The organism is Gemmatimonas sp. (genome assembly GCF_027531815.1).
Classification (GTDB): domain Bacteria; phylum Gemmatimonadota; class Gemmatimonadetes; order Gemmatimonadales; family Gemmatimonadaceae; genus Gemmatimonas.
The window spans coordinates 69,909-93,391 of sequence record NZ_JAPZSK010000009.1 but is presented as its reverse complement, the minus strand read 5'-3'; the positions used below and the strand labels follow the sequence as shown (position 1 = coordinate 93,391).

At 68.2% G+C, this 23,483-nt stretch carries 18 protein-coding genes; 8 read left to right on the top strand and 10 right to left on the bottom strand.

Going from position 1 to position 23,483, the window contains the following annotated elements:
- Window positions 1-296: 296 nt before the first annotated feature.
- Window positions 297-1,214 carry a serine hydrolase gene (locus tag O9271_RS12175; protein ID WP_298270015.1) on the top strand — a complete coding sequence of 306 codons (918 nt, stop codon included), beginning with the start codon at window positions 297-299 and terminating at the stop codon, window positions 1,212-1,214.
- A 38-nt stretch (window positions 1,215-1,252) separates the two neighbouring features.
- On the opposite strand, the gene O9271_RS12170 is transcribed toward O9271_RS12175, so the two are convergent.
- On the bottom strand, window positions 1,253-1,699 hold the full coding sequence (locus O9271_RS12170; RefSeq protein ID WP_298270013.1) for a hypothetical protein: 447 nt from the start codon (window positions 1,697-1,699) through the stop codon (window positions 1,253-1,255).
- Between the two features lie 11 nt (window positions 1,700-1,710).
- Window positions 1,711-2,973, bottom strand: coding sequence for a glucose-1-phosphate adenylyltransferase (gene glgC, locus O9271_RS12165; RefSeq protein WP_298270011.1), 1,263 nt, complete (start codon window positions 2,971-2,973; stop codon window positions 1,711-1,713).
- Window positions 2,974-3,063: 90 nt separating this feature from the next.
- Between glgC and glgA the strand changes: the two genes are divergently transcribed.
- Window positions 3,064-4,509: a glycogen synthase GlgA gene (gene glgA, locus O9271_RS12160; RefSeq protein WP_298270009.1), complete on the top strand. Its 1,446-nt coding sequence runs from the start codon at window positions 3,064-3,066 to the stop codon at window positions 4,507-4,509.
- Window positions 4,510-4,821: 312 nt separating this feature from the next.
- Here the strand turns inward: glgA and O9271_RS12155 are convergent, their stop codons facing one another.
- Genes O9271_RS12155 through rfaD form a run of 3 tightly spaced genes read right to left on the bottom strand, consistent with a single transcriptional unit; the run spans window position 4,822 to window position 8,344 of the window.
- The gene (locus O9271_RS12155) at window positions 4,822-5,613 is read right to left on the bottom strand and encodes an ATP-binding cassette domain-containing protein (RefSeq protein WP_298270007.1); all 792 of its coding nucleotides are present in this window, start codon (window positions 5,611-5,613) and stop codon (window positions 4,822-4,824) included.
- Window positions 5,601-7,265 (bottom strand): ABC transporter substrate-binding protein/permease, encoded by a 1,665-nt coding sequence (locus O9271_RS12150; RefSeq protein ID WP_298270005.1) that lies wholly within the window; start codon window positions 7,263-7,265, stop codon window positions 5,601-5,603. The genes O9271_RS12155 and O9271_RS12150 overlap by 13 nt, the downstream gene beginning before the upstream one ends.
- Window positions 7,266-7,270: 5 nt before the next feature.
- Window positions 7,271-8,344 (bottom strand): ADP-glyceromanno-heptose 6-epimerase, encoded by a 1,074-nt coding sequence (rfaD, locus tag O9271_RS12145; protein WP_298270003.1) that lies wholly within the window; start codon window positions 8,342-8,344, stop codon window positions 7,271-7,273.
- Between the two features lie 102 nt (window positions 8,345-8,446).
- Here rfaD and O9271_RS12140 point away from each other — a divergent pair, with 102 nt between their 5' ends.
- Genes O9271_RS12140 through O9271_RS12130 form a run of 3 tightly spaced genes read left to right on the top strand, consistent with a single transcriptional unit; the run spans window position 8,447 to window position 13,943 of the window.
- Entirely contained in the window at window positions 8,447-11,524 is a 3,078-nt protein-coding gene (locus O9271_RS12140) for a SusC/RagA family TonB-linked outer membrane protein (protein WP_298270001.1), read from the top strand.
- A 2-nt stretch (window positions 11,525-11,526) separates the two neighbouring features.
- A complete protein-coding gene (locus tag O9271_RS12135) occupies window positions 11,527-13,158 on the top strand; it encodes a RagB/SusD family nutrient uptake outer membrane protein (protein ID WP_298269998.1) in 1,632 nt (543 codons plus the stop codon).
- Window positions 13,159-13,163: 5 nt separating this feature from the next.
- Window positions 13,164-13,943: a DUF4397 domain-containing protein gene (locus tag O9271_RS12130; RefSeq protein WP_298269996.1), complete on the top strand. Its 780-nt coding sequence runs from the start codon at window positions 13,164-13,166 to the stop codon at window positions 13,941-13,943.
- A 126-nt stretch (window positions 13,944-14,069) separates the two neighbouring features.
- Here O9271_RS12130 and rocD read toward each other — a convergent pair whose 3' ends face one another.
- Together rocD and rocF are read right to left on the bottom strand one after the other, a co-directional pair.
- A complete protein-coding gene (gene rocD, locus O9271_RS12125; protein ID WP_298269993.1) occupies window positions 14,070-15,338 on the bottom strand; it encodes an ornithine--oxo-acid transaminase in 1,269 nt (422 codons plus the stop codon).
- A gap of 12 nt (window positions 15,339-15,350) precedes the next feature.
- Entirely contained in the window at window positions 15,351-16,283 is a 933-nt protein-coding gene (gene rocF, locus O9271_RS12120; protein WP_298269991.1) for an arginase, read from the bottom strand.
- A 136-nt stretch (window positions 16,284-16,419) separates the two neighbouring features.
- Between rocF and O9271_RS12115 the strand changes: the two genes are divergently transcribed.
- Entirely contained in the window at window positions 16,420-16,839 is a 420-nt protein-coding gene (locus tag O9271_RS12115; RefSeq protein ID WP_298269989.1) for an Lrp/AsnC family transcriptional regulator, read from the top strand.
- Window positions 16,840-16,846: 7 nt separating this feature from the next.
- On the opposite strand, the gene O9271_RS12110 is transcribed toward O9271_RS12115, so the two are convergent.
- The gene (locus O9271_RS12110) at window positions 16,847-17,923 is read right to left on the bottom strand and encodes a dienelactone hydrolase family protein (RefSeq protein ID WP_298269987.1); all 1,077 of its coding nucleotides are present in this window, start codon (window positions 17,921-17,923) and stop codon (window positions 16,847-16,849) included.
- 122 nt (window positions 17,924-18,045) lie between these two features.
- Here O9271_RS12110 and O9271_RS12105 point away from each other — a divergent pair, with 122 nt between their 5' ends.
- Window positions 18,046-20,271: a tetratricopeptide repeat protein gene (locus O9271_RS12105; protein ID WP_298269984.1), complete on the top strand. Its 2,226-nt coding sequence runs from the start codon at window positions 18,046-18,048 to the stop codon at window positions 20,269-20,271.
- A gap of 69 nt (window positions 20,272-20,340) precedes the next feature.
- Window positions 20,341-20,844, top strand: a complete 504-nt coding sequence (locus O9271_RS12100) for a hypothetical protein (RefSeq protein WP_298269981.1) — start codon at window positions 20,341-20,343, stop codon at window positions 20,842-20,844.
- A 24-nt stretch (window positions 20,845-20,868) separates the two neighbouring features.
- On the opposite strand, the gene O9271_RS12095 is transcribed toward O9271_RS12100, so the two are convergent.
- The gene (locus tag O9271_RS12095) at window positions 20,869-22,560 is read right to left on the bottom strand and encodes a dihydroxy-acid dehydratase (RefSeq protein WP_298269978.1); all 1,692 of its coding nucleotides are present in this window, start codon (window positions 22,558-22,560) and stop codon (window positions 20,869-20,871) included.
- Window positions 22,557-23,483: an NAD(P)-dependent oxidoreductase gene (locus O9271_RS12090; protein WP_298269976.1), complete on the bottom strand. Its 927-nt coding sequence runs from the start codon at window positions 23,481-23,483 to the stop codon at window positions 22,557-22,559. Before O9271_RS12090 ends, O9271_RS12095 begins: the two co-directional genes overlap by 4 nt.

Here is a 23,483-nt window from a genome sequence, read left to right as displayed (position 1 = left end):
GAGTCCTTCGTGAAACTCCCGACGGTGACGTAAGGGAAGGAGGGACGGACGCCACCCCGCGTGCCTGAACAGGCGCACCCCGGGTGAAGTTCCTGCCCAAAGATACGCTCGAGGCCGGCCGGTTGCTGGGATGTACCGGGAGATTCCTTGCCGAATTCACGAATGGCAAGCGGCGAAACGTAGGGGCGTGCACGCTTCGGGTGTCAAAGCGCCGGGGAGATGCGCCCCGGTTGTTGAGGGACGACCGGGACGGCAAACGGGGAGCGAGGCGCTGAGGGACACTCTAGTTTCCCGGCATGCGACTTCTCCCCGTTCTTGCGTGCGCGCTGTTCGCGGCGCTCCATGGTCCTGCGCGGGCGGCGGCGCAGCAGCGTCCCCCGGTTGCGACTCCGGCGCCCGCGCGCTCGCTGGCCACGCTGCGCCGCGCCCTCGACAGCCTTGCCGATGCCCACCGCGGGGTGGTGGGCTACAGCATCACCAATCTCGAAACCAGCGAGCATCTCGAACGGCTGGGGGACGAGCCATTCTCCACGGCCTCGCTCATCAAGGTGCCGGTGCTGGTCGCACTGTTCGACCTCGCCGCGCAGCGGCAGCTGTCGCTCGACGACCCCGTCGTGCTCACCGAGATCGACAAGGTGGGAGGCGCCGGTCAACTGCAGTACCTGCGGACCCCGCTCACGCTGCGCCTGTGGGACGTGGCCTGGCTCATGAGCACCCTCAGTGACAATACCGCCACCAATCTGGTGCTCGATCGCATCAAGATCCGCCGTGTGTGGCAGAAGATGGAATCCCTCGGGCTGCCACGCACCAAGGTGCATTCGGGGAGCATGACGCGCATTGCCAGCGTGGCACCGGACAGTTCGGCCAAGTACGGGCTGGGGGTGACGACGCCCAACGAAATGGCCCAGCTGTTTGTCCTGCTGGCAGAGGGGCGGGCGGTGAACCCCGGCGCCGACAGCACGATGCTGGCCATGCTCGAGCGCAACGAAGACAGCAGCAAGCTGCTGCGCTTCAACTACGGTGTGCGCGCGGCCCACAAGACGGGCGATGTGGATCGCTCACGCACCGACTGCGGCGTGCTCTACCTGCCGGCCCGCGTGGTGGCCTGTGTGCTCACGAAGGAGAACCAGGACACCCGCTACTGGACCGATGCCGAAGGGAACGCCGTCATTGCGCGCATCGGTCAGGCCATTGCGGCGCACTGGCGCCCATAGGTCTTCGGGGTGTCCGTCACCGACGGACGAGACCGGCGTCAGCGGGGGTCCGATTGCGGGACGACCTGGGAATACATCTGGCTCTGGGTGAGCGCGCCATTGGCCGTCTGGATCACGTCCAGGCGGGCAATGATGCCGGTGCCAAGCTGAACTGCGGGGCTGTACCAGCTGAACCGCCCGCCGACCGAGCGGACCTGCACCACGAGCATGCCGCCGGGCTGCAGCTCGCTCACCGGCACCTTGAGGGTGGCGGTGGAGTTGCCCGTGACGGTGCCCAGCCGGCGGCCCAAGGCCTGCGCCGTGCGCACGGCGTACACGTTCACGTCGTAGAAGCCGCGGTTGTGGGCCACCAGAATGACGGTTTCCTGGGCGGCGCCGCTGGCGTTCTTGCTGAAGCAGGCCGTCGTGCCCGCCAGTGTGGCCAGCAGCAGCAGGCCGCCAAGGCGGCGCGAGGCGCGGAGCGAGGCGCGGAGCGACGGCATCATGACGGGGCGGGTCAGGGGGTGAGCCGGTCGAGCATCGGCTGCGTAATCAGCACGATCCCCTTCTCGGTGCGGCGGAACCGGGAGGCGTCGAGCGTGGGGTCTTCGCCCACGACCAGACCGGCGGGAATCTGTACCCCACGATCCACCACAACGTTCGTGAGTCGCGCCCCGCGCCCCACATCCACATCGGGTTGCAGGACGGCCCCGTCGAGGTGCGCGTACGAATGCACCCGCACATTCGTGAAGAGCAGCGAGCGGAAGATCCCGGCGCCCGACACGATGCACCCGCCGGACACGAGCGAGTCGAGCGCAAAGCCGCGGCGCCCCTCCTCGGCGTGCACGAACTTGGCAGGCGGCGTGATTTCCGCGTAGGTCCAGATGGGCCAGTCGTGGTCGTACATGTCGAGACCGGGAAGCACGGAGGTCAGGTCGATGTTGGCTTCCCAGTACGCATCGATGGTGCCCGCATCACGCCAATAGGCCTCACTTTCGCGACTGGCCTTCACGCACGAGTCACGGAAGCGATGCGCCACCGCCTTGCCGTTCGCCACGACGTACGGAATGAGATCCTTGCCGAAGTCGTGCGACGAATTCGTGTCGCGCGCATCGCGCCGCAGCAGATCGGCCAGGAAGCTCGTCTTGAAGACATAGATCCCCATGCTGGCGAGGGCCAGGTCGGGCTGCCCCGGTATGCCGGGCGGATCGGCCGGCTTCTCGAGGAAGTGCACGATGCGATCGTGCGCATCCACGTGCATGACCCCGAAGCCGGTGGCTTCCATGCGCGGCACCTCCAGCACGCCCACCGTCACGTCCGCGCCCTGGGTGACATGTTGCTGCAGCATGAGCTCGTAGTCCATCTTGTAGATGTGATCACCCGCCAGGATGACCATGTACTCGGGCCCGTACGCCTCGATGATGTCGAGGTTCTGGTATACCGCGTCGGCGGTGCCCTCGTACCACTGCGTCTCGCTCACGCGCTGCGAGGCCGGCAGGATATCGAAGCTTTCGTTGCGCTCCGGGCGCAGGAAGTTCCAGCCGCGCTGCAGGTGCCGGATAAGGCTGTGTGCCTTGTACTGGGTGGCCACGCCAATGCGCCGGATCCCCGAGTTGATGGCATTCGACAGCGCGAAGTCGATGATGCGGGTCTTGCCGCCGAAATACACCGCCGGCTTGGCCCGCCGATCGGTGAGTTCGTACAATCGGGATCCGCGACCACCGGCGAGCACATACGCCATGGCACTGCGGGCAATGATTCCTCGGGAATACGGCGTCATGCGTGATCCTTCTCCAGCGTGGGCCTGCGACGGCCGGTGGCGGTCTGGCGTGATTTTGCGTCAGGTGCACGTCTGGCGTAAGGTAGGGGGATGAACGTTCTCTTTGTTGCCGCCGAAGTGGCGCCCTACGTGAAGACCGGCGGTCTGGCGGACGTCGCCGGGGCGCTCCCGCCGGCGCTGCAGCGCCTGGGACACGACGTTCGCGTGGTGATGCCGCGGTACCGCTCGGTTCGCGAGCAGGGGATCCCCATGGCGGGCCCCATTGCCGCCTCCTTCCTCCCGGCCGGGGTGCGGGCGGAGGAGCAGCGGGTCTGGCGCGCAGCGGCGAGCAACGTACCGCTGTACTTCCTCGACATTCCGGCCGCCTTCGAGCGCTCGGCCGTGTACGGCGAGCCCGACGACGCGCGCCGGTTCATCCTGTTCGCGCGGGGGGTGCTCGACGCCATGCAGCACCTGCGCGAAGTGGAGGGGTGGCAGCCCGACGTGGTGCACTGCCACGACTGGCATGCGGCGCTGGTCATCAACTACCTCAAGAGCTACTACGCGTACACCTTCGGGCACATCGCCACCGTCTTCACCATCCACAACCTGGCGTACCAGGGGCAGGTGCACCCCGACGTGGCGCAGCTGGCCGGACTGCACGAGGGGGGACTGGTGGAGAACGGCATGGGGGCGGGCATTGCCAACTCCTTCAACTGCATGGCCCGGGGCATCCTCTACGCCGATGTCGTGAGCACCGTCAGCCCCACCTATGCCCGGGAAATCCTGGGCAGCGACGGGGGCGAACGGCTCGACGGGCTGCTGCGGCGCCGTCAGGACCGGTTGGTGGGCATTCTCAATGGCATCGACACGGGGGTGTTCGATCCGCGCACCGACCGGCATCTGGCCGCCGCGTACGACGCTGGCGATCCGGCCGGCAAGGTGGCGTGCAAGCGCGCTCTGCAGGAGCGCGCGGGGCTCACGGTAGACCCGGAGCGACCGCTTTTGGGCATCGTATCGCGGCTGGTGGAGCAGAAAGGGCTGGACCTGCTGCATGCCATCGTGCCCTGGCTCATGCGTGAGACCGATGCGCAGCTGGTGGTGCTGGGCTCAGGGCAGGCACACCTGCAGGAGGCCTTCCTGCGCCGCGCCGAACAGCATCCGGGGCGCATCGCCACGAAAATCGGCTTCGACGCCGCGCTGGCCCAGCAGATCTATGCCGGATCGGACGCCTTTCTCATGCCGTCACGGTTCGAGCCGTGCGGACTGGGGCAGCTCATTGCCCTGCGCTACGGCAGCGTGCCCATCGTGCGCGCCACCGGCGGCCTCGTGGATACGGTGCGCGAGGGACTCGACGGTAACGGCTTCGTCTTTCATCGCTTCGACCCGCAGGATTTCGGCGACGCGATCTGGCGCGCGCTCCAGTGCTACCGCGATCGGCCGTCGTGGGCGCTGGTGCAGGAGCGGGGAATGCGCGAAGACCACTCGTGGGACACCGCGGCCCAGCACTACGCGGGCGTGTACGAGTGGGCGCGGCGGCTCGTCAGGCGGGGATGACGCGCGGCGCTGTCGGCGCGGAGCTTCGGCATTCATCCGACGTCCGACCTCCGGGAGTCGGATCCATCCGATTGATTCGGACCAGTCGGAAGTCGGAGGTCGGATTCATGTCCGAAATCGGAGCCGGGACACCGCGTTCGGAGATCGGAAGTCGGACTCGCGCTGCGCGCGCCATTGTGCCGCACGACTCTCCGACCTCCGACTTCCGAACGCGGTTTCCGATATCGGCCCTCCGGCATTCATCCGATGTCCGACCTCCGGCAATCCGATCACCTCCTCCGTGATCTCCGCGGGCACGCGTTGCCCGCGACCCTACCGCTCCCCAAACCGCAGCAGGGCGCGCGTGGCCTCGTGCTGCGGCTGCTCCAGCACGTGACGCGCGGGTCCACGTTCCACGAGCTCCCCGTGCGCCATGATGGCCACCTCGTCGGCCACCTCGGTAGCGAAGTCGATGTCGTGCGTCGTGATGAGCAGCGTGCGCCCCGCGGCCGCCAGCGCGCGCAGCGTTTCGGCCAGCGCCGCGCGCCGCGCGGGATCGAGTGCCGCCGTGGGCTCGTCCATGAGCAACAGGGGTGGATCGAGCGCCAGGGCGCGGGCAATGGCCACGCGTTGCGCTTCGCCGCCGGAGAGCTGGTCGGGATACGCCGCACGGCGATGGGCCACGCCCAGCGACGCGAGCAGCGAGTCGGCCACGCCGCCGGCGTGCTCGCGGGTGGCTCCGAGCGCGTGTACCGGCGCCAGCGCGACGTTTTCGTGCACGGTGAGGTGCGGGAAGAGCGCGTGCTGCTGGAACACCATGCCCACCCTGCGGCGCAGCGGACGCAGCGCCGATTCGCGCGGCAGCGGACCGGGCGTGAGCGTCACGCCATCCACCGCAATGCGTCCCGCCTCGAACGGCTCGAGTGCCACGATCGTGCGCAGCACGGTGCTCTTGCCTGCGCCGCTCACCCCCATGAGCGCGCACACGCGCCCCGGGGCGAGATCGAGCGAGACCTCGCGCAGCACATCCTGCGTGACCCCGGCATGCCGCCGTGCGAGACGCAGCTGCGTCACCTGCAGCAGCGGGTCGCCGGCCACTGACGGCGTGGGGCTCATCGATTCCATCGCGCCTCCAGACGGCGCGCCAGGCGCGACAGGGGCAGTGACAGCGCCAGGTACATGGCACCACAGGCCAACCCCGGTACCAGCCAGCTCCCCACGTTGGTGGCGTAGATGGCCGTTTGCTTGGTGAGCTCCACGACGGTGATGACACTGACCAGCGACGAGTCCTTGAGCAGCGCCACGAAATCGTTCGTCATGGGCGCCAGCGCGAGGCGGAAGGCCTGCGGTCCGCGCACGAGCCGGAACAGCTGCCATTCGCTGAGCCCGAGGGTGCGGGCGGCTTCGAGCTGGAGCCGCGGCACCGCCTGCAGCGCACTGCGGTAGATCTCCGACTCGTAGGCGGCATAGTTGAGCCCGAGACCGATGATGGCGGCGAGCAGCGCCGGGAGCCGCACCACCGCACTGAGGCCGTAGTACAGCACGAACAGCTGCAGCAGCACCGGCGTGCCGCGCACGATCTCCACGTAGGTGGCCAGTGCCCCGCGCGTCACGGGGCCGCCGTACACCCGACCGGCGGCGATGCCGCTGCCAAGCAGCACGGCCAGCAGCATGGCGGCCACCGAAATGCCCAGCGTGATGGCCGCCGCACGCAGCAGCGATGGCGCGTACGCCCACACCGACCTGGCGCCGACCGTCCCCGACCCCAGCTCCGACCCCAGCTCTGACCCCAGCTCTGACCCCAGCTCTGACCCCAGCTCTGACCCCGACCCTGACCCCAACCCTGACCCCGACCCTGACCCCAACCCTGACCCCGACCCTGACCCCGACCCTGACCCCAACCCTGACCCCAACCCTGACCCCAACCCTGACCCCGACCCTGACCCCGACCCTGGCTGGAGCGATGCGATCAGCCGCTGCTGATACGCCGACTGCTCGGCATCCCACACGCCCCACTTCCGGAACACGGCCGCCAGTGTGCCGTCACGCAGTCGCGCGGCGAGCACGCGGTTGGCCGAGTCGCGCAGCGCGGCTTGGTTGCGCGCGAAGACCGCCACGTAGGCCCCCCGCGCCACCTCCGCGGGCTGAATCACGAATCCGCCCGTGCGCTGCAAGGCCCGGTCGGCGATCACATGATCCAGCAGCACCGCGTCCACGCGCCCCTCCACGAGGTCGGTGTACGGGTGCACGTCGTCGTCGTAGCTCACCGGCACCACGCCGTGCGCCTGCTGCGCGGCCAGCAACAGTCGGTAGGCGCCGGTCGCACCCAGCGTGGCTACGCGCCGACCGGCAAGCTGGGCGAGCGTGCGATAGCGCGCCGTATCGGCCGTGCGCACCGCCAGCACCTGCCGGAACTCGAAGTACGGGAGGCTCACCGCGAAGCGCGCCCGCAGCTCGGACCGGTCCTCGACCCCCGACATCCCTACGTCGAAGTCGCCGCGCGCCACCGACGGTTCGATACTGGCCCACGCCACCTGGGTGAAGCGCGCCGAACGCCCGAGCCCCTGGGCCATCAGCTCGGCGATCTCCACGTCGAAGCCGCGGACCACCGACGGATTCGACGGGTCGGCCTCCACGAACGGCGCGCCACCCTCGGCGTCGCCACCCCAGCGCAATACCGTCGCCCCGGCGCCGGACGGTGCCGGGGCTTCACCACCGCACGCCGCAACACCGAAGGCGAGGAGCGCCAGCGCGAATCGCGCCCGGTTATCCGCCATGAGGCTCAGTCACCGAGCCGACGGTCCCCCACGAGGTAGCCCTGCACGTAGTCCTGCACGGCCAGCGCCAGCGGCGTGACGGGCGCGTCGTAGCCGGTCGCGCGCAGCTTCGCGATACCGGCCTGCGTGTGATACTGGTACTTGGCGCGCAGGCTGTCCGGCATGTCGATGAACTCCACCTGCGGCTCCCGGCCGAGCGCCGCGAACAGCGCGCCGGTGAGGGCGAGCCAGGTGTGCGCCTCCCCACTGCCAATGTTGTAGAGGCCACCGGCCTGCGGTGTCATGGCGAGGTGCAACGTCATGGCCACGGCATCCTTTACGTAGAGGAAGTCGCGGCGCTGCTCGCCATCACGGAACTCGGGGCGGTACGAGCGGAACAGCTGCACGCGTCCCGTGGCTTCGATCTGCCCGTAGGCCTTGTGCACCAGCGAGCGCATGTCGCCTTTGTGCGCCTCGTTGGGGCCGTACACGTTGAAGTACTTGAGCCCCACGACATTGGGGAGCACGCCCATGGCGGCGGCGTACTGGTCGAACAGGTGCTTGGAGTACCCGTAGGCGTTGAGCGGCCGCAATCGCGTGAGCGCGGCTGTTTCGTCGTGGGTGTCGTCCATCCCTTGTGCGCCGTCCCCATACGTGGCGGCGCTGGAGGCGTACACGAAGCGGACCTCGTGCCCGAGCGCCCAGTGCGCCAGCTGCTTGGTGTACTCGAAGTTGTTCTTGGCCAGAAAGCTCGCGTCACGTTCGGTGGTGGCCGAGCAGGCCCCGAGGTGCAGGACGAGGTCGAACCGCCCCAGGGCGCCCCGCTCGAGGGGGGCCATGAGGTCGTCGGCCTCCAGATAGTCCTCGAAGCGCAGCGGCACGAGGTTGCGCCACTTTTCGTCCTGTCCCAGCCGGTCGGTTACGACAATGCGTTCAACGCCGAGGCCGTTGAGCGCCCACACCAGCGCGCTGCCGATGAACCCGGCGCCCCCGGTAACGAGAACGCGTGACGGCAGACGTGGCGGAAGCGCCGGCAGGGGGAGCGGACACGGGACGGACAGGTAATCGGACATGAGCGTGGCGCGGGCGGGTGGGGGCAAACAATAGCGGAATTGGACGCGTCACACGAGCGGCCTGAATTGACAGCACTCACCATCACAGGTAAGGTAGCCCATCCCCTCCTCCTCAGGCCCCCTCCTCACATGCAGATTCGCATCCTCGCGTTGCTTCTGGGTGCCGTCCTGTCCGTGTCGCCGCTTTCGGCGCAGCAGAAGACGGTCACCGGGCGCGTCACGCGCGACGGCGATGTACCTCTCTCTGGCGTTTCGGTCGTCGTCAAAGGCACCAGCCAGGTCGTCCAGACCAGCAGCGGTGGCATCTACACCATCAGCGTCCGGGTCGGCCAGACCCTGCAGTACCGGCTGATCGGGTACGTGCCCAAGGAACGGCTGGTCGGCGCCGCCAACATCATCGATGTGTCGCTCGAGAAATCGGCGGCCAATCTCGATGCCATGGTGGTCACCGCACTTGGCCAGACGGCCACGAAACGCGAACTGGGCAGCGCCCAGCAGACGGTCAGCGGCGCCGAACTGGCGCAGACCGGCCGTGAGAATTTCATCAACGCGCTCGCCGGCCGTGTGGCCGGGGTAGACGTGACGAGCTCCTCGGGCGTGCCGGGTTCGTCGTCGAGCATCACCATCCGCGGCGTGAGTTCCATCAGCGGCAGCAACCAGCCGCTCATGATCGTCGATGGCCTGCCGCTGGACAACAAGACGCTCAACACCAACGTCCTCGCGTCGGACGCGCCCGGCTCGGCCACCGCGTTCAACAACCGCGGCATCGACTTCACCAATCGTGCGGCCGACATCAACCCCGAGGACATCGAGACGCTCGTCGTGCTCAAGGGCCCGGAAGCGGCGGCGCTGTATGGCATCGACGCGGCGAACGGCGCGATCGTCATCACCACCAAGCGCGGCAAGGCGGGGACCGGCGGCTTCGAGTACAGCAATTGGGTGCGGCTCGACAACACGCGCGCCCAGCCGGAGATCCAGGGGGTGTACGGCCCGACCTCGCAGGCGGGGGCCACACTCGGGTCGTTCCAGTACTTCGGGGCGCCGTATGCGCCGGGCGTGCAGCTCTTCAACAATGTGGACGGGTTCTTCCGCACCGCCGTGTCACAGCAGCACGTGCTTACGTTCAGCGGCGCGACCAGCGACAACAAGGTCGGCTACCGCATTTCGGGGAACCTGAATCGCAATCTCGGCGTCATTCCCAACTCCCAGCTGCAGCGCATCAACCTCACCGGCGCCATGAACGCGCAGGTGAACAAGTACGTGCGCGCTGACCTGTCCATGCTCTACGTGCAGTCCACCAACGACCAGCCGGAGAAGGGCGGCAACGGTCCGCTGCTCGGTCTGCTGCTCTGGCCGCAGACCGACAACGCGGGTGATTTCCTTTCTCCTGCCGGTACGCGCCGCCGCATCACCGCCCTGGCGGCCAATGCGGAGGTGGACAACCCGTACTTCAGCGTGAGCCGAAACCTGATCCAGGCGCGTACGAATCGCATCTTCCCGAATCTCGGGCTCACCGTCACGCCGTTCTCGTGGGGCTCCATCAAGACCAACATCGGTGTCGACAACTACACGAATTCGAACCAGATCCTGCGGCACCCCGAGAGCTCGGTAGGCTTCACGAACAACGGCATCATGGACAACGCCGTGGATGTGACGCGCAACATCAACACCCAGACGATCTTCAACATCAATCGGCAGCGGATCGGCAGGGGCTTCACACTGAGCGGTCTGGTGGGTCACGCCCTGTCAGACTCGAAGAGCGAGGTGAACGCCGAAAGCGGCCGCAACTTTCTCGATCCGAACTTCGTCTCGATCAACAACACCGACATTGCCACCCGCTTCGCCCGCACCACGATTGCGCAGCGCCGCCTGGTGAGCGCCTTCGGTCAGGCGCAGCTCGGATACAACAACTGGGCGTTCGTAACCGTGACCGGACGCAACGACTGGACATCGACGATCCCGATCGAGCGCAACTCGTTCTTCTATCCGTCGGTGCAGAGCTCGGTGATCGTTTCGGATGCCGTGCCGGCCATAGGCAAGTTCATGACGGCCAAGGTGCGGGCCAGTTACGCCGAGGTGGGGCGTGACGCCCGACCCTACGCGTATCGGCCGTTCCTCGAGTCGAAGACCACCACCGGCGGCGGCTACGGCTACGGCTTTACCGGCCCGAACCTTGGATTGCGCCCGGAGTTCGCCGCCTCACGTGAGGGCGGGTTCGAGCTCGCAAGTCTCAACGACCGGATTGGGCTCGACGTGACGGTCTACCGCAAGGAAACGAAAGACCAGATCGTCAACGACATCCGCGGGTCCTACGGCACGGGTTTCATCCTGTTCAACCTGAACGGGGCACGGACCCGCAATACCGGCGTGGAAGTGGTGGCACGCGCCGTACCTGTCCAGACCAGCGACCTCTCGTGGGAACTGATTGCCAACTACGAGCAGGCGCGCGGACGGGTCCTCAACTTGCCGAACGAGCTCCCCGAGTCGTACGTGTCGGACACGTGGTTGTACGGCAACATCCGCAACGGGGTAGCGCCAGGGCTGTCCACGCGCTCCATGACGGGTCTGTTCTATCAGCGGAACAACCAGGGGCAGCTGCTCATCGACCCCACGACGGGCCTGCCCATCCGCAGCACCACCTTCATCGATGCGGGCTATGACCGGCAGCCGCTCTGGACGATGGGTGTCACGAACAACTTGAAGTACAAGCGGGCGTCGGTCACCATGTTGTGGGATTTCCGCCGCGGCGGCGACGTGTTCAACGCCACGCAGCACTTTCTCACGACGCGCGGACTCTCCATGCAGACGCTCGATCGCGACCAGGCGCGTATCGTGCCTGGCGTACTGCGTGACGGGCGCGAGAACTCGGCCACCCCCACCCCGAACGGGATCGTGGTCATCCCCGCCGTGCAGCCGGCGTTCTACACGGGTATGAGCGAGGAGCTGTTCGTCGAGAAGAACGTGCACTGGGTGCGACTGCGCGACGTGACCCTGCGCATGGAGTTCCCCGGTCACTACGTGCGGGCCCGGCGCGCGAGCGCGTTCATCCGCGGCACCGACCTCCTGCTGTTCACCAATTACTCCGGCCTCGACCCGATCGTGAACGGCAACACGGCTGCCGTGGGCGGCTCGGGCGCGGTGGGCATCGATTTCGGCAACTTCCCGATGCCGCGCGGGTTCTCCTTCGGCATCACGCTGGGATACTGACCATGCGACGCACTCAATCCACGGCGTCGCTCGCGACGCGACTTCCCATTCGCGTGACTGCCACGCGCTTTCGCACGGCCCTGCTGGGTGGTACTCTCGCCCTCGCGGCCGGGTGCCAGAACTTCCTCGACGTGAACGAGAATCCGAACGCGCCGCAGCGTGTCTCGGCCAATCTCTATCTGCCGCCGATCCTGCACTGGGTGGCCACCTCGGAGCAATTCGACGGCCGATTCATCGGGCGCTACACGCAGAACTGGACCCTGCCGTCCGGGGCAACCCTGGCCAGCACGTGGGATCGCATGGGCTACGATCCCACCTCCGACAATGGTGGTCAGCTCTGGCGTGACGTGTATTGGAGCATCGGCCAGAACCTGGTCGACATGATCGAGATTGCCAAGGCCGAGGAACGCTGGGACCTGCTCGGCATCGGTCAGGCGATTCAGGCGTGGGGATGGCTCAAGGTCACGGACGTGCACGGTGAACTGATCATCAAGCAGGCCTTCGACCAGACCCGCTTTACCTTCGACTACGACACGCAGGAGTTCGCGTATCAGGAAACGCTCCGCCTGCTCGACGAGGCGATCAAGAACCTGCAGCGGACCGATGGGGCAGTGAGTCAGCAGTTTCTAGCCCGCTTCGATCGCGTCTACGGCGGCGACCGGGTGCGGTGGTTGCGCTTCGCGTACGGCCTGAAGGCCATGGCACTCAATCACTACAGCAACAAGGGCAGCTATCGCCCGCAGGAAGTGATCGCCGCGGTGGACCTGTCGTTCACGAGCAATGCCGACGATGCCCTGCTGGCCTACAGCGGCACCAGTGCGGACAATGCCGACGCCAACTTCTGGGGCCCACGTCGCAACAACCTGACGAACTACCGGCAGACCAACTTCGTCGTGAATCTGATGAACGGCACCGTCTTCGGTGGCGTGGTGGACCCGCGGCTGAGCCGCATGCTGGCACCGGCGCCCGACGGACAGTTCCGTGGGCGGGACAATCAGGTCGGTACCACCGCGCTGCCGGCAGCGCAGCAGCCGAACAATCTTTTCGGCTACGTGGGCACGGCGGGAGCCGGTCAGCCGTCGCGGTATCTGTTCGCCGATCGGAGCCGGTTCCCGATCATGACGTACAGTCAGCTGCAGTTCATCAAAGCCGAAGCCGCGTTCCGCTCCGGGAACCGGGCGGTGGCGCTGCAGGCGTACACGAACGGCGTGTCGTCACACTTGGACTTCGTGAACGCACGCAACCTCGATGATGGGCAGGCGGTGGCGCAGATCAGTGCGGCGGAACGGTCGGCGTTTCTGGCGAGTCCGGCCATCATGCCCAGTGTGGGGAGTCTCACGCTCACGCAGATCATGACGCAGAAGTACATCGCCCAGTGGGGGTGGGCACACGTGGAGACGTGGATGGACATGCGCCGCTTCAACTACACCGGCATCGATCCCCAGACGGGGCAGCAGGTCTTCCCCGGCTTCGCCATCCCGACGGTGCTCTTCCCAGACAACGACGGGAAGATCGTACATCGCATCCGGGCGCGGTTCAACTCCGAATATGTCTGGAATCGAGCGGCGCTCGACAAGATCGGTGGGCTCGCACTCGATTTCCACACCAAACCGCTCTGGATCACTCAACCGTAATCGTGATGAAGCCCTCCCGCTCCCTCGCGCTGCTGCTCGGGTTCGTCGCGCTCACCGGCTGCGACCAAGACGCCGTGCAGATCAGCTCCATCACTGCCCCTGTCGTTGGGGCACGCGTGAAGTTCTTCAACTTCGGTATCAACGCGCCGCAGGTGAACTTCTACGCTGGCAACACCAAGGTCACCGCCATCTCCTCCACCACCGGCACCGAGTCCACGGTGGGAGTGGCGTACGGCGCTGTGGCGGCCGGTAACAATTACATCGCGATGCCTCCGGGGCAGACCACCTTCTCCGGACGAATCTCGGCGGCGGTGGACAAGGACCTGCCGATTGCGGCCATTCCGGCCACCGTCGAGGATCGCAAGGCGTATTCCGTGTATCTCGCGGGGTTCTACAACACCGCGACCAAGCAGGCCGAGGGGTTCGTGGTGCAGGACAACTTCCCCGACACTCTTGACTTCTCGCAGGCGCTCGTCCGCTTCGTGAACGCGAGCCCGAACGCGCAGCCCATGCAGTTGACGTTGCGTGAGCCCGTGGCCGGGACGGAGATCACCGTGGGCGGTGCCATTGCCTACCGGGCGGCTGGGGCCTTCGTAGGGGTGCCGACGGGCTCGTACGATCTGACCACGCGCAACAGCGGCAGCACCACCGTCGTGATCACGCGCACGGCCGTGTCCTTTCTCCCAGGGCGCGTCTACACGGTCACGGCGCGCGGCGACATGACGCTGCCAAGTACAGGCACGGCGGTGAACCGGCCCTTCCTCGACAACAGCATCAACCGCTAGCCGGCCGGCCGCCGGGGCCGCGCGAACGGCCCGTCGACGGGCGCGAAGGACGGAGGCACGACGATGGAGTGTCGTGCCTTTCGTCGTCCGAGCTCCCGAAGGGTTCTTCGCGCGGTGTCTGGCTTCTCAATCCACGAACACCGCGCGCAACTGGGTCACCGCCCACTCGAGATCACGGCGCTCCACCACGAGCGGTGGGGAGAGGCGAATGACGGTGCCGTGCGTCTCCTTGCAGAGTACCCCGCGTTTCTGCAGCGCCTCGCAGAAGGGGCGCGCTGCCACCGTGAGCTCGATGGCGCACATGAGCCCTCGACCGCGAACCGCACCAATGGCCGGATGGCGCAACGTTCGCAGCTGCTCCAGGAGCCACGCGCCTTCCGTGGCCGAGCGCTCGATCAATCGTTCGTCGCGCAGCACGCGCAGCGCCTCTCGGGCCACGGCACACCCCAACGGATTGCCGCCGAAGGTACTGCCGTGCGATCCCGGATCGAAGACGCCCAGGACTTCGCGCCGCGCCACCACGGCGGACACCGGGTAGAAGCCGCCGCTGAGCGCCTTTCCCAGGATGTACAGGTCCGGCACGACGTCGTCGTGGTCGCAGGCGAACAGCGCGCCCGTACGTCCGAGCCCCGTCTGAATTTCGTCGGCCATGAGCAGCACGCCGCGCTCGGCACACAGGGCCGACAGCGCCCGCAGGAAGCCGGCCGGCGGCAGGAGCACCCCGGCTTCACACTGGATGGGTTCGATGAGGACCGCACAGGTGTTGGCGGTCATGGCGCGCCGTACGGCCTCGATGTCGCCGAAGGGGACCAGTACGAATCCCGGCGCGAAGGGCCCGAACTGTTCGCGGTAGGCCGGCTCACTCGAGAAGCCCACGATGGTGGTCGTGCGCCCGTGAAAGTTGTTCTCGAAGGCAATGATCTGCGCCTGCCCGTCGGGGATCTGTCGCGTGCGGTAGCCCCAGCGCCGCGCCGCCTTGATGGCCGTCTCCACGGCTTCCGCGCCGGTGTTCATGGGGAGCACCATCTCCATGCCGCACAGCTGGGCGAGCTCCTCGCAGAAACCGCCCAGCTGATCATTGCGAAACGCGCGGGAGGTGAGGGTGACGCGCGATGCCTGTTCAATCAGGGTCTGCAGCAGGCGCGGGTGACAATGCCCCTGGTTCACCGCGCTGTAGGCGCTCAGACAGTCGAGATATCGGCGCCCTTCCACGTCGGTCACCCAGGCGCCACGCGCTTCGGCAATGACGAGATCGAGCGGGTGGTAGTTGTGCGCCCCCCACGCGTCTTCGCGGGCAATCGCGTCACGCGTGGAGACCGGTGCGCCGGACGTGCCGCGCAGCGCGACGGATGACGAGGGGACGGGAATGGTCGTGGCGTGCTCGCGATCGATCATGCGGAGAGTCCGTCAGAGGATGTGGCGGCCGAAGGCGCTGGCGATGAGTTCCGCCGCGAGCTCCGCCGTGGCGTTGCCGGCGTCGAGAATGGGATTGATCTCCACGAGATCCATGGCGAGGAGCGCGCCGGCATCGTGGATGATCTCCATGGCGAGATGCGCTTCCCGCAGCGTGGCGCCACCGCGCACCGGGGTGCCGACACCGGGGGCTTCCTGCGGGTCCACCCAGTCGGCGTCGCACGAGAGATGCACGCCACCGGTGCCGGTGGTGGCAATCGTGACCGCGTCGTCCATCACGGCGCGCAGTCCACGCTCGTCGATGTCGCGCATGGTGAAGGCCCGGATGCCCAGCTGGCGTATGCACGCCTTTTCGGCGTCGTCGAGATCGCGCAGCCCCACGTAGACGAGGTGTTCGGGGCGTACGGCGGGCGTGGCGTGACTCAGGGAGGCGAGGCGGGGATCGCCGAGTCCGAGCAGGTGGGCCACCGGCATGCCGTGGACGTTGCCGCTGAGGCTGGTGTCGGGGGTGTTGAGATCGGCGTGGGCATCGAGCCAGATGAGCCCGAGCCGTTGTCCGCGCTCGTGCAACGCGGTGGCGGTGCCGGCCACCGAGCCCGCCGCCAGGGAATGGTCGCCGCCCAGCACCAGCGGGGTGATGCCGGCGCGCACGGCGTCGGCGGTGCGACGCGCGAGATCGGCACAGACGGCCGTGATGGCCTGCAGAAAGGCGCCGGGCACGGGCGGCAGCGCGGCGCGGTCGGGGACCGGCACATTGCCGGTGTCGCGCACGGCGCACCCCAGGCGTTCGAGGTGACGCACGAGGCTGGAGAGCCGCATGGCCGACGGGCCCATGTCGACGCCGCGGCGGCTGGCGCCCAGATCGAGCGGCACGCCGATGATCTCGACGGCGCGCGCGCTGGCGGCGGGGGAAGCGACGGTTGGCATGCCCACACGATGCGGGCGACCCGTGCCAGCAACAAGACAGAAAAGTGCGCAAGTAATGCAGCACGGCTAGCATTCTGATAGGCCGAAAGCGACAAAGTGTCGCATCGCCTTCCCCCAGCGCGTGGATCACCCGGTCATGGACGCTCTCGATACCCGCCTCATTGCCCTGCTGCGCGAGAACGCGCGCACGCCGGTGGCGACGCTCGCCCGGCTGCTCAAGGTCTCACGCGGGACAGTGCAGAACCGCATCGATCGTCTGCTCGAGGAGCGGACGCTGCTGGGGTTCACGGTGCGCACCGCACCCGAGGCGGCATCGTACCGCATTCGCGCGGTCACGATGGTGCGCACGGAGGGGGACGCCGATCAGGTGCTGCGTACGTTGCGGGGCCTGCCTGAGGTGCGGGCGCTGCACACCACCAACGGGCGGTGGGACATCGTGGCGGAGCTCGCCACCGACACGCTGCAGGAGTTCGACGACGTCCTGCGGCGCATCGGCAAGGTGAAGGGGGTGGCCAACACGGAAACCAGTCTCCTGCTGTCCACCCACAAGCTGTAGTGGCGACTTACTTCACGCCGAGCTGCGTGCGGAGGAAGGCGATGGTGCGCGGCCACGCGTCGCGGGTAGCGGCAAGGTTGGCCGCCTCCTCGGTCTCATCGCGATTGGCGGGGCGGGGATCGCTCTGCGCCCGCAGGAACCCGTGCACGGCGCCCTCGTAGTTCACGCCGGTGTACGTCTTTTTCTGGGCCTTCATCACGGAGTCGATGGCCGGCATGAGCGCGGCAATGCGCGCGTCCTTGGAGCCGTTGAGCAGCATGATGGGCTGCGAGATCCTGGCCAGGGAGTCGGCATCTACCGACGCGGGAACGGCCGCAGTGGTCGAGGTGGCCGGGGCGCCGCCTCTGGTATACGGCGCCCCGTAGAACGCCACGCCGCCCGAGAAGCCCTTGAGCCCGCCGTTCACGCCGTGCGCCCACGTGGTGGTGCCGCCCCAGCAGTAGCCAATGACGGCGTACCGGGGCTGGGCGCTGGGGAGCATCATGGCGTAGTTGGCGGCCGCCTTGATGATGGTGTTGCGCTCGGTCGTGCTGACCCCCTGAATGAGTCGGCGCGCCGTATCGGACGACAGCTCGACCGTGCTGGGGCCGCCGCGCACCCGCGAGAGGAAATCCGGTGCCACGGCAATGAAGCCGTCGGCGGCCACCTGATCGGCTACACCGCGCACCCAGGTGGAAAGCCCGAAGATCTCGTGCACCACCACCACCACGGGCGCCTTCTGGCTGGCGGTCTTGCTGAATGGATACACCACCCACGCCATGAGCGAGTCAGTGGATCCGGCCTCGTAGGCGATCTTCACCCACTCACCGTGGCGCGGGCTGTTCTTCACGCGTTCCGCCGCGCCGTTGCTGCTGGGCGGCAGCGACAGGTCCTGCGGACCGACGGCGGCGGCCGGGGCGGGAGCCACCTGATCGGCGGCATTCATGTGAGCGAGGTGTTCGTCGCTGCTCACGCCCCGGGCGGCCAGGCTACCCGGCGTGGACGACGAGCGGGCGAACGCGGGAGCGGACGGGGTGCTGCGCTGCAGCGTGCAGGCGCCCGTGAGTGCCACCAGGCACAGACCGAACGGAAGGCGACGAACCATGTGAGCCTCGGGATGGAGATGACCGCGCAAAGCTAACGTGCTGCCGCCCCCCTCGCGTTGAACCGTACTCATCCTGCGGCTGGTGCGTGTCGCGGCAACGGTCCGGGCGCTACTGTAGGCACATGATGCAATCGGGATGGACAGTGGGGGCCGGATACTCCAGGCGGTCGGTCCAGGCGGTGCTAGCCGCGTTGCTCGTGGGGGGGTGCAACGAGTCGGCATCGTCGCGCGGACCATCAGGGTCGGCCGCCGCCCCTCCGGACTCGGTGGAGGCACGCTTTGCCAACGTGGCGACCCCCACCGCCTACGTGGGTGACTCCTCCTGTGCCTCCTGTCACGCCGCCGCGGCGGCATCGTATGCCCAGCACAGCATGGCGCGGTCGTTCCACGCCTGGACCCCCGACTCCCGTGTGGAACAGGCCATGGCCGAGGCGCTGCGCAACGCGCCCACGGGGTATGCGTACCGCGTGGTGGATAGCGCCGGCTCGCTCTGGCAGGTGGAAACCCGTCCAGGTGACGCCGCACGGCCGGCGCACGAGCTGCGCCGCCGCATCGATTACGTCATGGGCAGCGGTCGACTGGCCCGCACCTACTTCACCGCGGAGAACGGGCGGCTGTTTCAGTTGCCCCTCACCTGGTATGCCGATCACGGGTGGGATTTCAGCCCCGGGTACGAGGTCAACAACGCGCGCTTCTCGCGTCTCCTCCCCGACCGCTGCATTGCCTGTCACTCCAGCTATCCGGTGCCGGCCCCGCACCTTGAAGGCAAGTACCCGGTGCTGCGCCCGGGCATTGGCTGTGAACGGTGCCACGGTCCCGGGGCGGCGCATGTGCAGGCGCGGCGCGCGGCCCCGCAGGGTGCGTCGGTTGCGGGGGACAGTGCCTTCGACCCCACCATCGTGAACCCGCGGCGCCTCCCGCTGGAGCGGCGCCTCGACGTGTGTGAGCAGTGCCATGTGCACACCTCGGTGGCGGTGCTGCGACCGGGGCGTCACGCGTTCGACTTCACCCCGGCGCGGCAGCTGGCGGCGCAGTACGCGTACTACAAGAACGGTGGGGACATCGACCTCGTGTCGCACGCCGACCGCCTGCGCCAGAGTGCCTGTTTCCGCGCCACGGCTGCCTCCAAGGCACCGCTCGAGTGCGCCAGTTGCCACAATCCCCACGCGCCGCCGCCCACGCGGGCCACGCGCAACCAGCCCTGCCTGGCCTGCCACACCCCGGCGTCGCTCGCGTCGCGCTTTCCCGTTGCCGCCTCGAAGCGCGCCCATGCTGCGCAAAGTGATTGTGTGTCGTGTCACATGCCGGTGGTGAAGGAACGCACCGTGCCGCATGGCACCTTCAGCGATCACTGGATTCGCGTGCCCGGCGCCGCCGCGGTCGCAACGCCATCGACGTCCGTCACGGCGGGCCCCATCGATCCCTACTTCGAGCGTGATCGCAGCGGCGCCGAGGCGCCCTTGTACCGGGCCATGGGTACGGTGGTGTTCGCCTCGCTCGCCGCCAACGGCAAGCTGTTCGACGATGCGGCCAGCGCCCTGCAGCCGCTCCTGGCCGACAACACCACGCATCCGCAGGCGTTCTTCCTGCTGGGGGTGGCGCACGAGTCCCGCGGGCGTGCGGCCGACGCCGTGGCGGCCTTCGAGCGCGCTCGCGCGCTGGGCGACGAGCGTCCGGAGCTGCTGCGCGCGCTCGCTCGTGCCAAACTGCAACTCGGTGATGACGACGAGGCGCGCGATCTGTATGTGCAGGCGCTGGCGCAGCAGCCGGCGCTCGCGTGGATCCGTGCGGAGTACGCCGACGCGCTGCATCGCAACGGCGATCTCGCCGGGGCCGCACGCGAGTACCGCGCCGCCCTGGCCGAGCAGCCCAGTCTCGCCGCCGCCTCCTTCAACCTGGGCCTCGTGCTGCTCGCCCAGCGGCAGACGGCGCCGGCGGCGGAGGCGCTGCTGGAGGCCGTACGACAGGAGCCGGCCTACGGCACGGCCCTCGCCGCGCTCGTGGCTGTTGAGGGCAGCGACAAGAAGGTGCGCCGCGCAGCGGCGTTTCCCTCGCCGGTGGCCGCCGTGCAACCGGCGCCTGCCGCCACGGCCTTCGGCGTACAGGTAGCGGCGCCTGATCGCGTGCACTTCACCAATACGCCGCCGCAGGGGTACGTATTGGTCTCGACCCCCGATGGCGCACTGCAACTGGCCGTCCCCACCAACGGCGGCGGTACGGTGACGTGGGACCTGCGCACCGGTGCCGGGCGAGTGCTTGCGCCGGGGCTCTACCGCGCCGAGCTGCAGTGGCGCGGGGCGCCGTCGCCGGCGCCGTCCACGTGGTTCGCCGTGCTGCGTACACCCTGAACGGGAAGCGGTACGCAGTACGCGACATGACTGGCGAACGCCAACCGTACTCCGCATTCTCCGTGCGTCATGCATACACTTCCGTTCCTGTTCGGGGCCGCCACATGGTGGTCGGCCATGATCGACCAACCGCCGGTGCGTCCGGCGGCGGCCGCGCAGCCGCTGTGCGTTGACGCCGCCGCGTTCCTCACGACCGATCGCCACATGGCCGTGGTGGTGGAGCCGGACACGCTCGACGACTGGCGTACGAAACAACGGCTCACCGGCTGTCGCATCACGGCGGCCGGGGGCACGGTGCGCGGTGTGCAGCCGGAAGCCGTGGCCTTCTACGAGCGCGTACGGGCGGTGGGCTGGGTGCGCACCCCCGACCCGTACGATGCCCCCAGCGAAGCGTCGCTGCGTTTCCGCATGGGCAAGGCCGATTGTCTGTTCAACGTGTACGGCGACGCGATGCTCATGACCGACGCCGAGGATCGCGTGGATCTGGCGCGCGCGCTCGCGCCGGGGGAGACGCGCTATCACGCGTACGTGATGTGCCTCCCCGTCATGCCCGCGGCGCCGCGGGAGCGGTGAGGCGGCGGCTGTCCCCTTACCCGCTCACCGCGCACCCGGCCCCGAGTGCGTAACCGCACCGCGGTGCGCCGGCCCGACCACGGCGCGGTACTTCTCCAGTAGCCCGCCACGCACGGGCTGCGGCTGCGGTGTCACCGCCGCCAGTCGCATGGCGAGCGCTTCGTCGCTCAGCTCCACGACAATCGTGCGCGCCTCCGGCCTGGCATCAATGGCGATGATGTCGCCGTCGCGCAGTGCGGCAATGGGCCCGCCAACGGCAGCTTCGGGGCCGGCGTGGCCAATGCACAGCCCTCGCGTTGCCCCGCTGAAGCGGCCATCGGTGAGCAGCGCCACCTGGTCGCCCACCCCCTGCCCGTAGAGCAGCGCCGTGATCCCCAGCATCTCGCGCATGCCGGGGCCGCCATGGGGCCCCTCGTTGCGGATCACCAGCACATCGCCCAGCGCGTAGGCTCGCGCCGTCACGGCGGCCTGTGCCGCTTCCTCGCACTCGAAGACCCGCGCCGGACCGCGGTGCACGAGCGTGTTGAGTCCCGCCGTCTTGAGCAGTGCGCCGTTGGGACACAGGTTGCCGGTGAGCACGGTCACGCCACCATCCGTGGATCGCGCCTGCGCCACCGTGTGCACCACTCGGCCATCGGGTGCCGGTGCCGTGGCCAACTCCTCGGCCAGGGTGCGTCCCGTCACCGTGAGCGCACTGCCATCCACGTGCCCCGACTCGAGCAGCGCACGCAGCACGACACCGGCCCCGCCCACGTGGTGCAGGTCACGGGCGAAGTAGCGGCCGCCCGGCTGCAGGTCGGCAATGAGTGGCGTACGCGCAAACACACGGGCCACGTCGGCCAACGTGAACTCCACGCCGACCTCGTGCGCGAGCGCCGGCAGGTGCAGCGCCGCGTTGGTGGATCCGCCCGTGGCCGAAACGGCCGCACAGGCATTCTCGAGCGCGGCGCGGGTCACGATGTCGCGCGGTCGCGGGGCATCGGCCATGACGGCGCGCATGAGAATGGCCGCGGCGCGCCGCATGAGCGGGGCCCGTTCGCTGTACACGGCCGGCACCATGCTCGACCCCACGGGCGCGAGGCCAAGCGCCTCCGATACCATGCCCATGGTGTTGGCCGTGAACTGGCCGGCACAGGCCCCCGCCGTGGGGAGACAGGCGTGAGCCAGCGCCTGCAGCGTCTCCGCCGACGTCTCACCCGCGAGCACCTTGCCAATGGTCTCGTACGTTTCGCCCACGTGCGTATCGCGCCCCTGCCAGTGCCCGGGCAGCGCCGACCCGCCGTGCACGAACACGGCCGGAACGTTGCAGCGCAGCATCCCCATCATGAGCCCCGGGAGATTCTTGTCGCAGGCGCCAATGGCGAAGATCCCGTCCCACTGATGGGCTTCGGTGCTGGCTTCCACGCTATCGGCAATCAGTTCGCGCGACACGAGGGAGTAGCGCATCCCGGGGTGCGCCACCGAGAGGCCATCGGAGACGGAGACCACGGGACACTCGTGCGGCATGCCGCCGTGTGCGTAGATGCCGGTCTTCGCGTGCAGCGCCTGTTCGCGGAGGTTGAGGTTGCACGGGCTCATCTCGCCACCCGTGTGAAACACCCCAATGTGCGGCCGGCGAATTTCGTCGTCGTCCTGCCCCAGCGCCTGCAGAAACGCGTGCGTGGTGGTGCGCAGGGTGCCCTCGTAGATGGCGCTCGATCGGAATTGGCGCGTCATGCGCCGCCATCCGCAGGCGCTTGCACCAGGCGAATGAGCCGCGAGGCATCGGCGTCGTGCCCGATCTCTGTGTGTGCCAGGGCCGCCGCGTAGCGCGCCAGCGCGGCCTGCGTGAGGGGCACCGCCGCGCCCACCTCCTCGGCGAGTCGCACCACCTGCGCGATGTCCTTGTTGAAGGTGCCGACGGCGCCGAGGCGTGGCTGGTCGGTGCCATGCACCATGCGCGGGCCGAAGATCTGCAGCGGCAGCGAGTCGGCAAAGCCGCCGGCGAGCGCCTCGGGCAGGCGTGACGCATCCACGCCCGCGCGTTCGGCAAAGGCGAGCATCTCGGCAATCACGAGCAGGTTGCACGCCACGATCTGCTGATTGCAGCTCTTGGCGAGCTGTCCCGCCCCGTGCCCGCCCATGTGCGTCACCCGCTGGGCAAGCGCGCTGAATACCGGCGTGGCACGCGCCACATCGTTGGCGTTACCGCCGGCAAACACGATGAGTCTGCCCGCACGGGCGGCCGGCACGCCGCCGGAGACCGGCGCGTCGAGCCACGAGGCCCCGCAGGTGTCATCGAGCGCGTGCGCCATGGTGCGCGTGGCATCGGGCGCAATGCTGGAGAGGTCCACGACCAGCGATTCCTCACGCAGCCCGGCTACCACGTTGCCCGTCCCGAAGACCACGTCCTGCACGGCGGCCGTGTCGGTGAGGCAGAGGCACACGATATCGGTGTCGCGCCCCACCTGCTGCGCGGATGGTGCCAGACGCGCCCCCGCCGCCACCAGCGGCGCGCACTTTTCCGGCGAGCGGTTCCAGATCGTCACATCGCGACCGCACTCGAGCAGCCGCTCCACCATGGGGGCGCCGATGAGCCCCAGGCCGATGAAGCCGATGCGCACCGTGTCGGCCATCTCGGCGTCGTGAGCCGTGTGCAT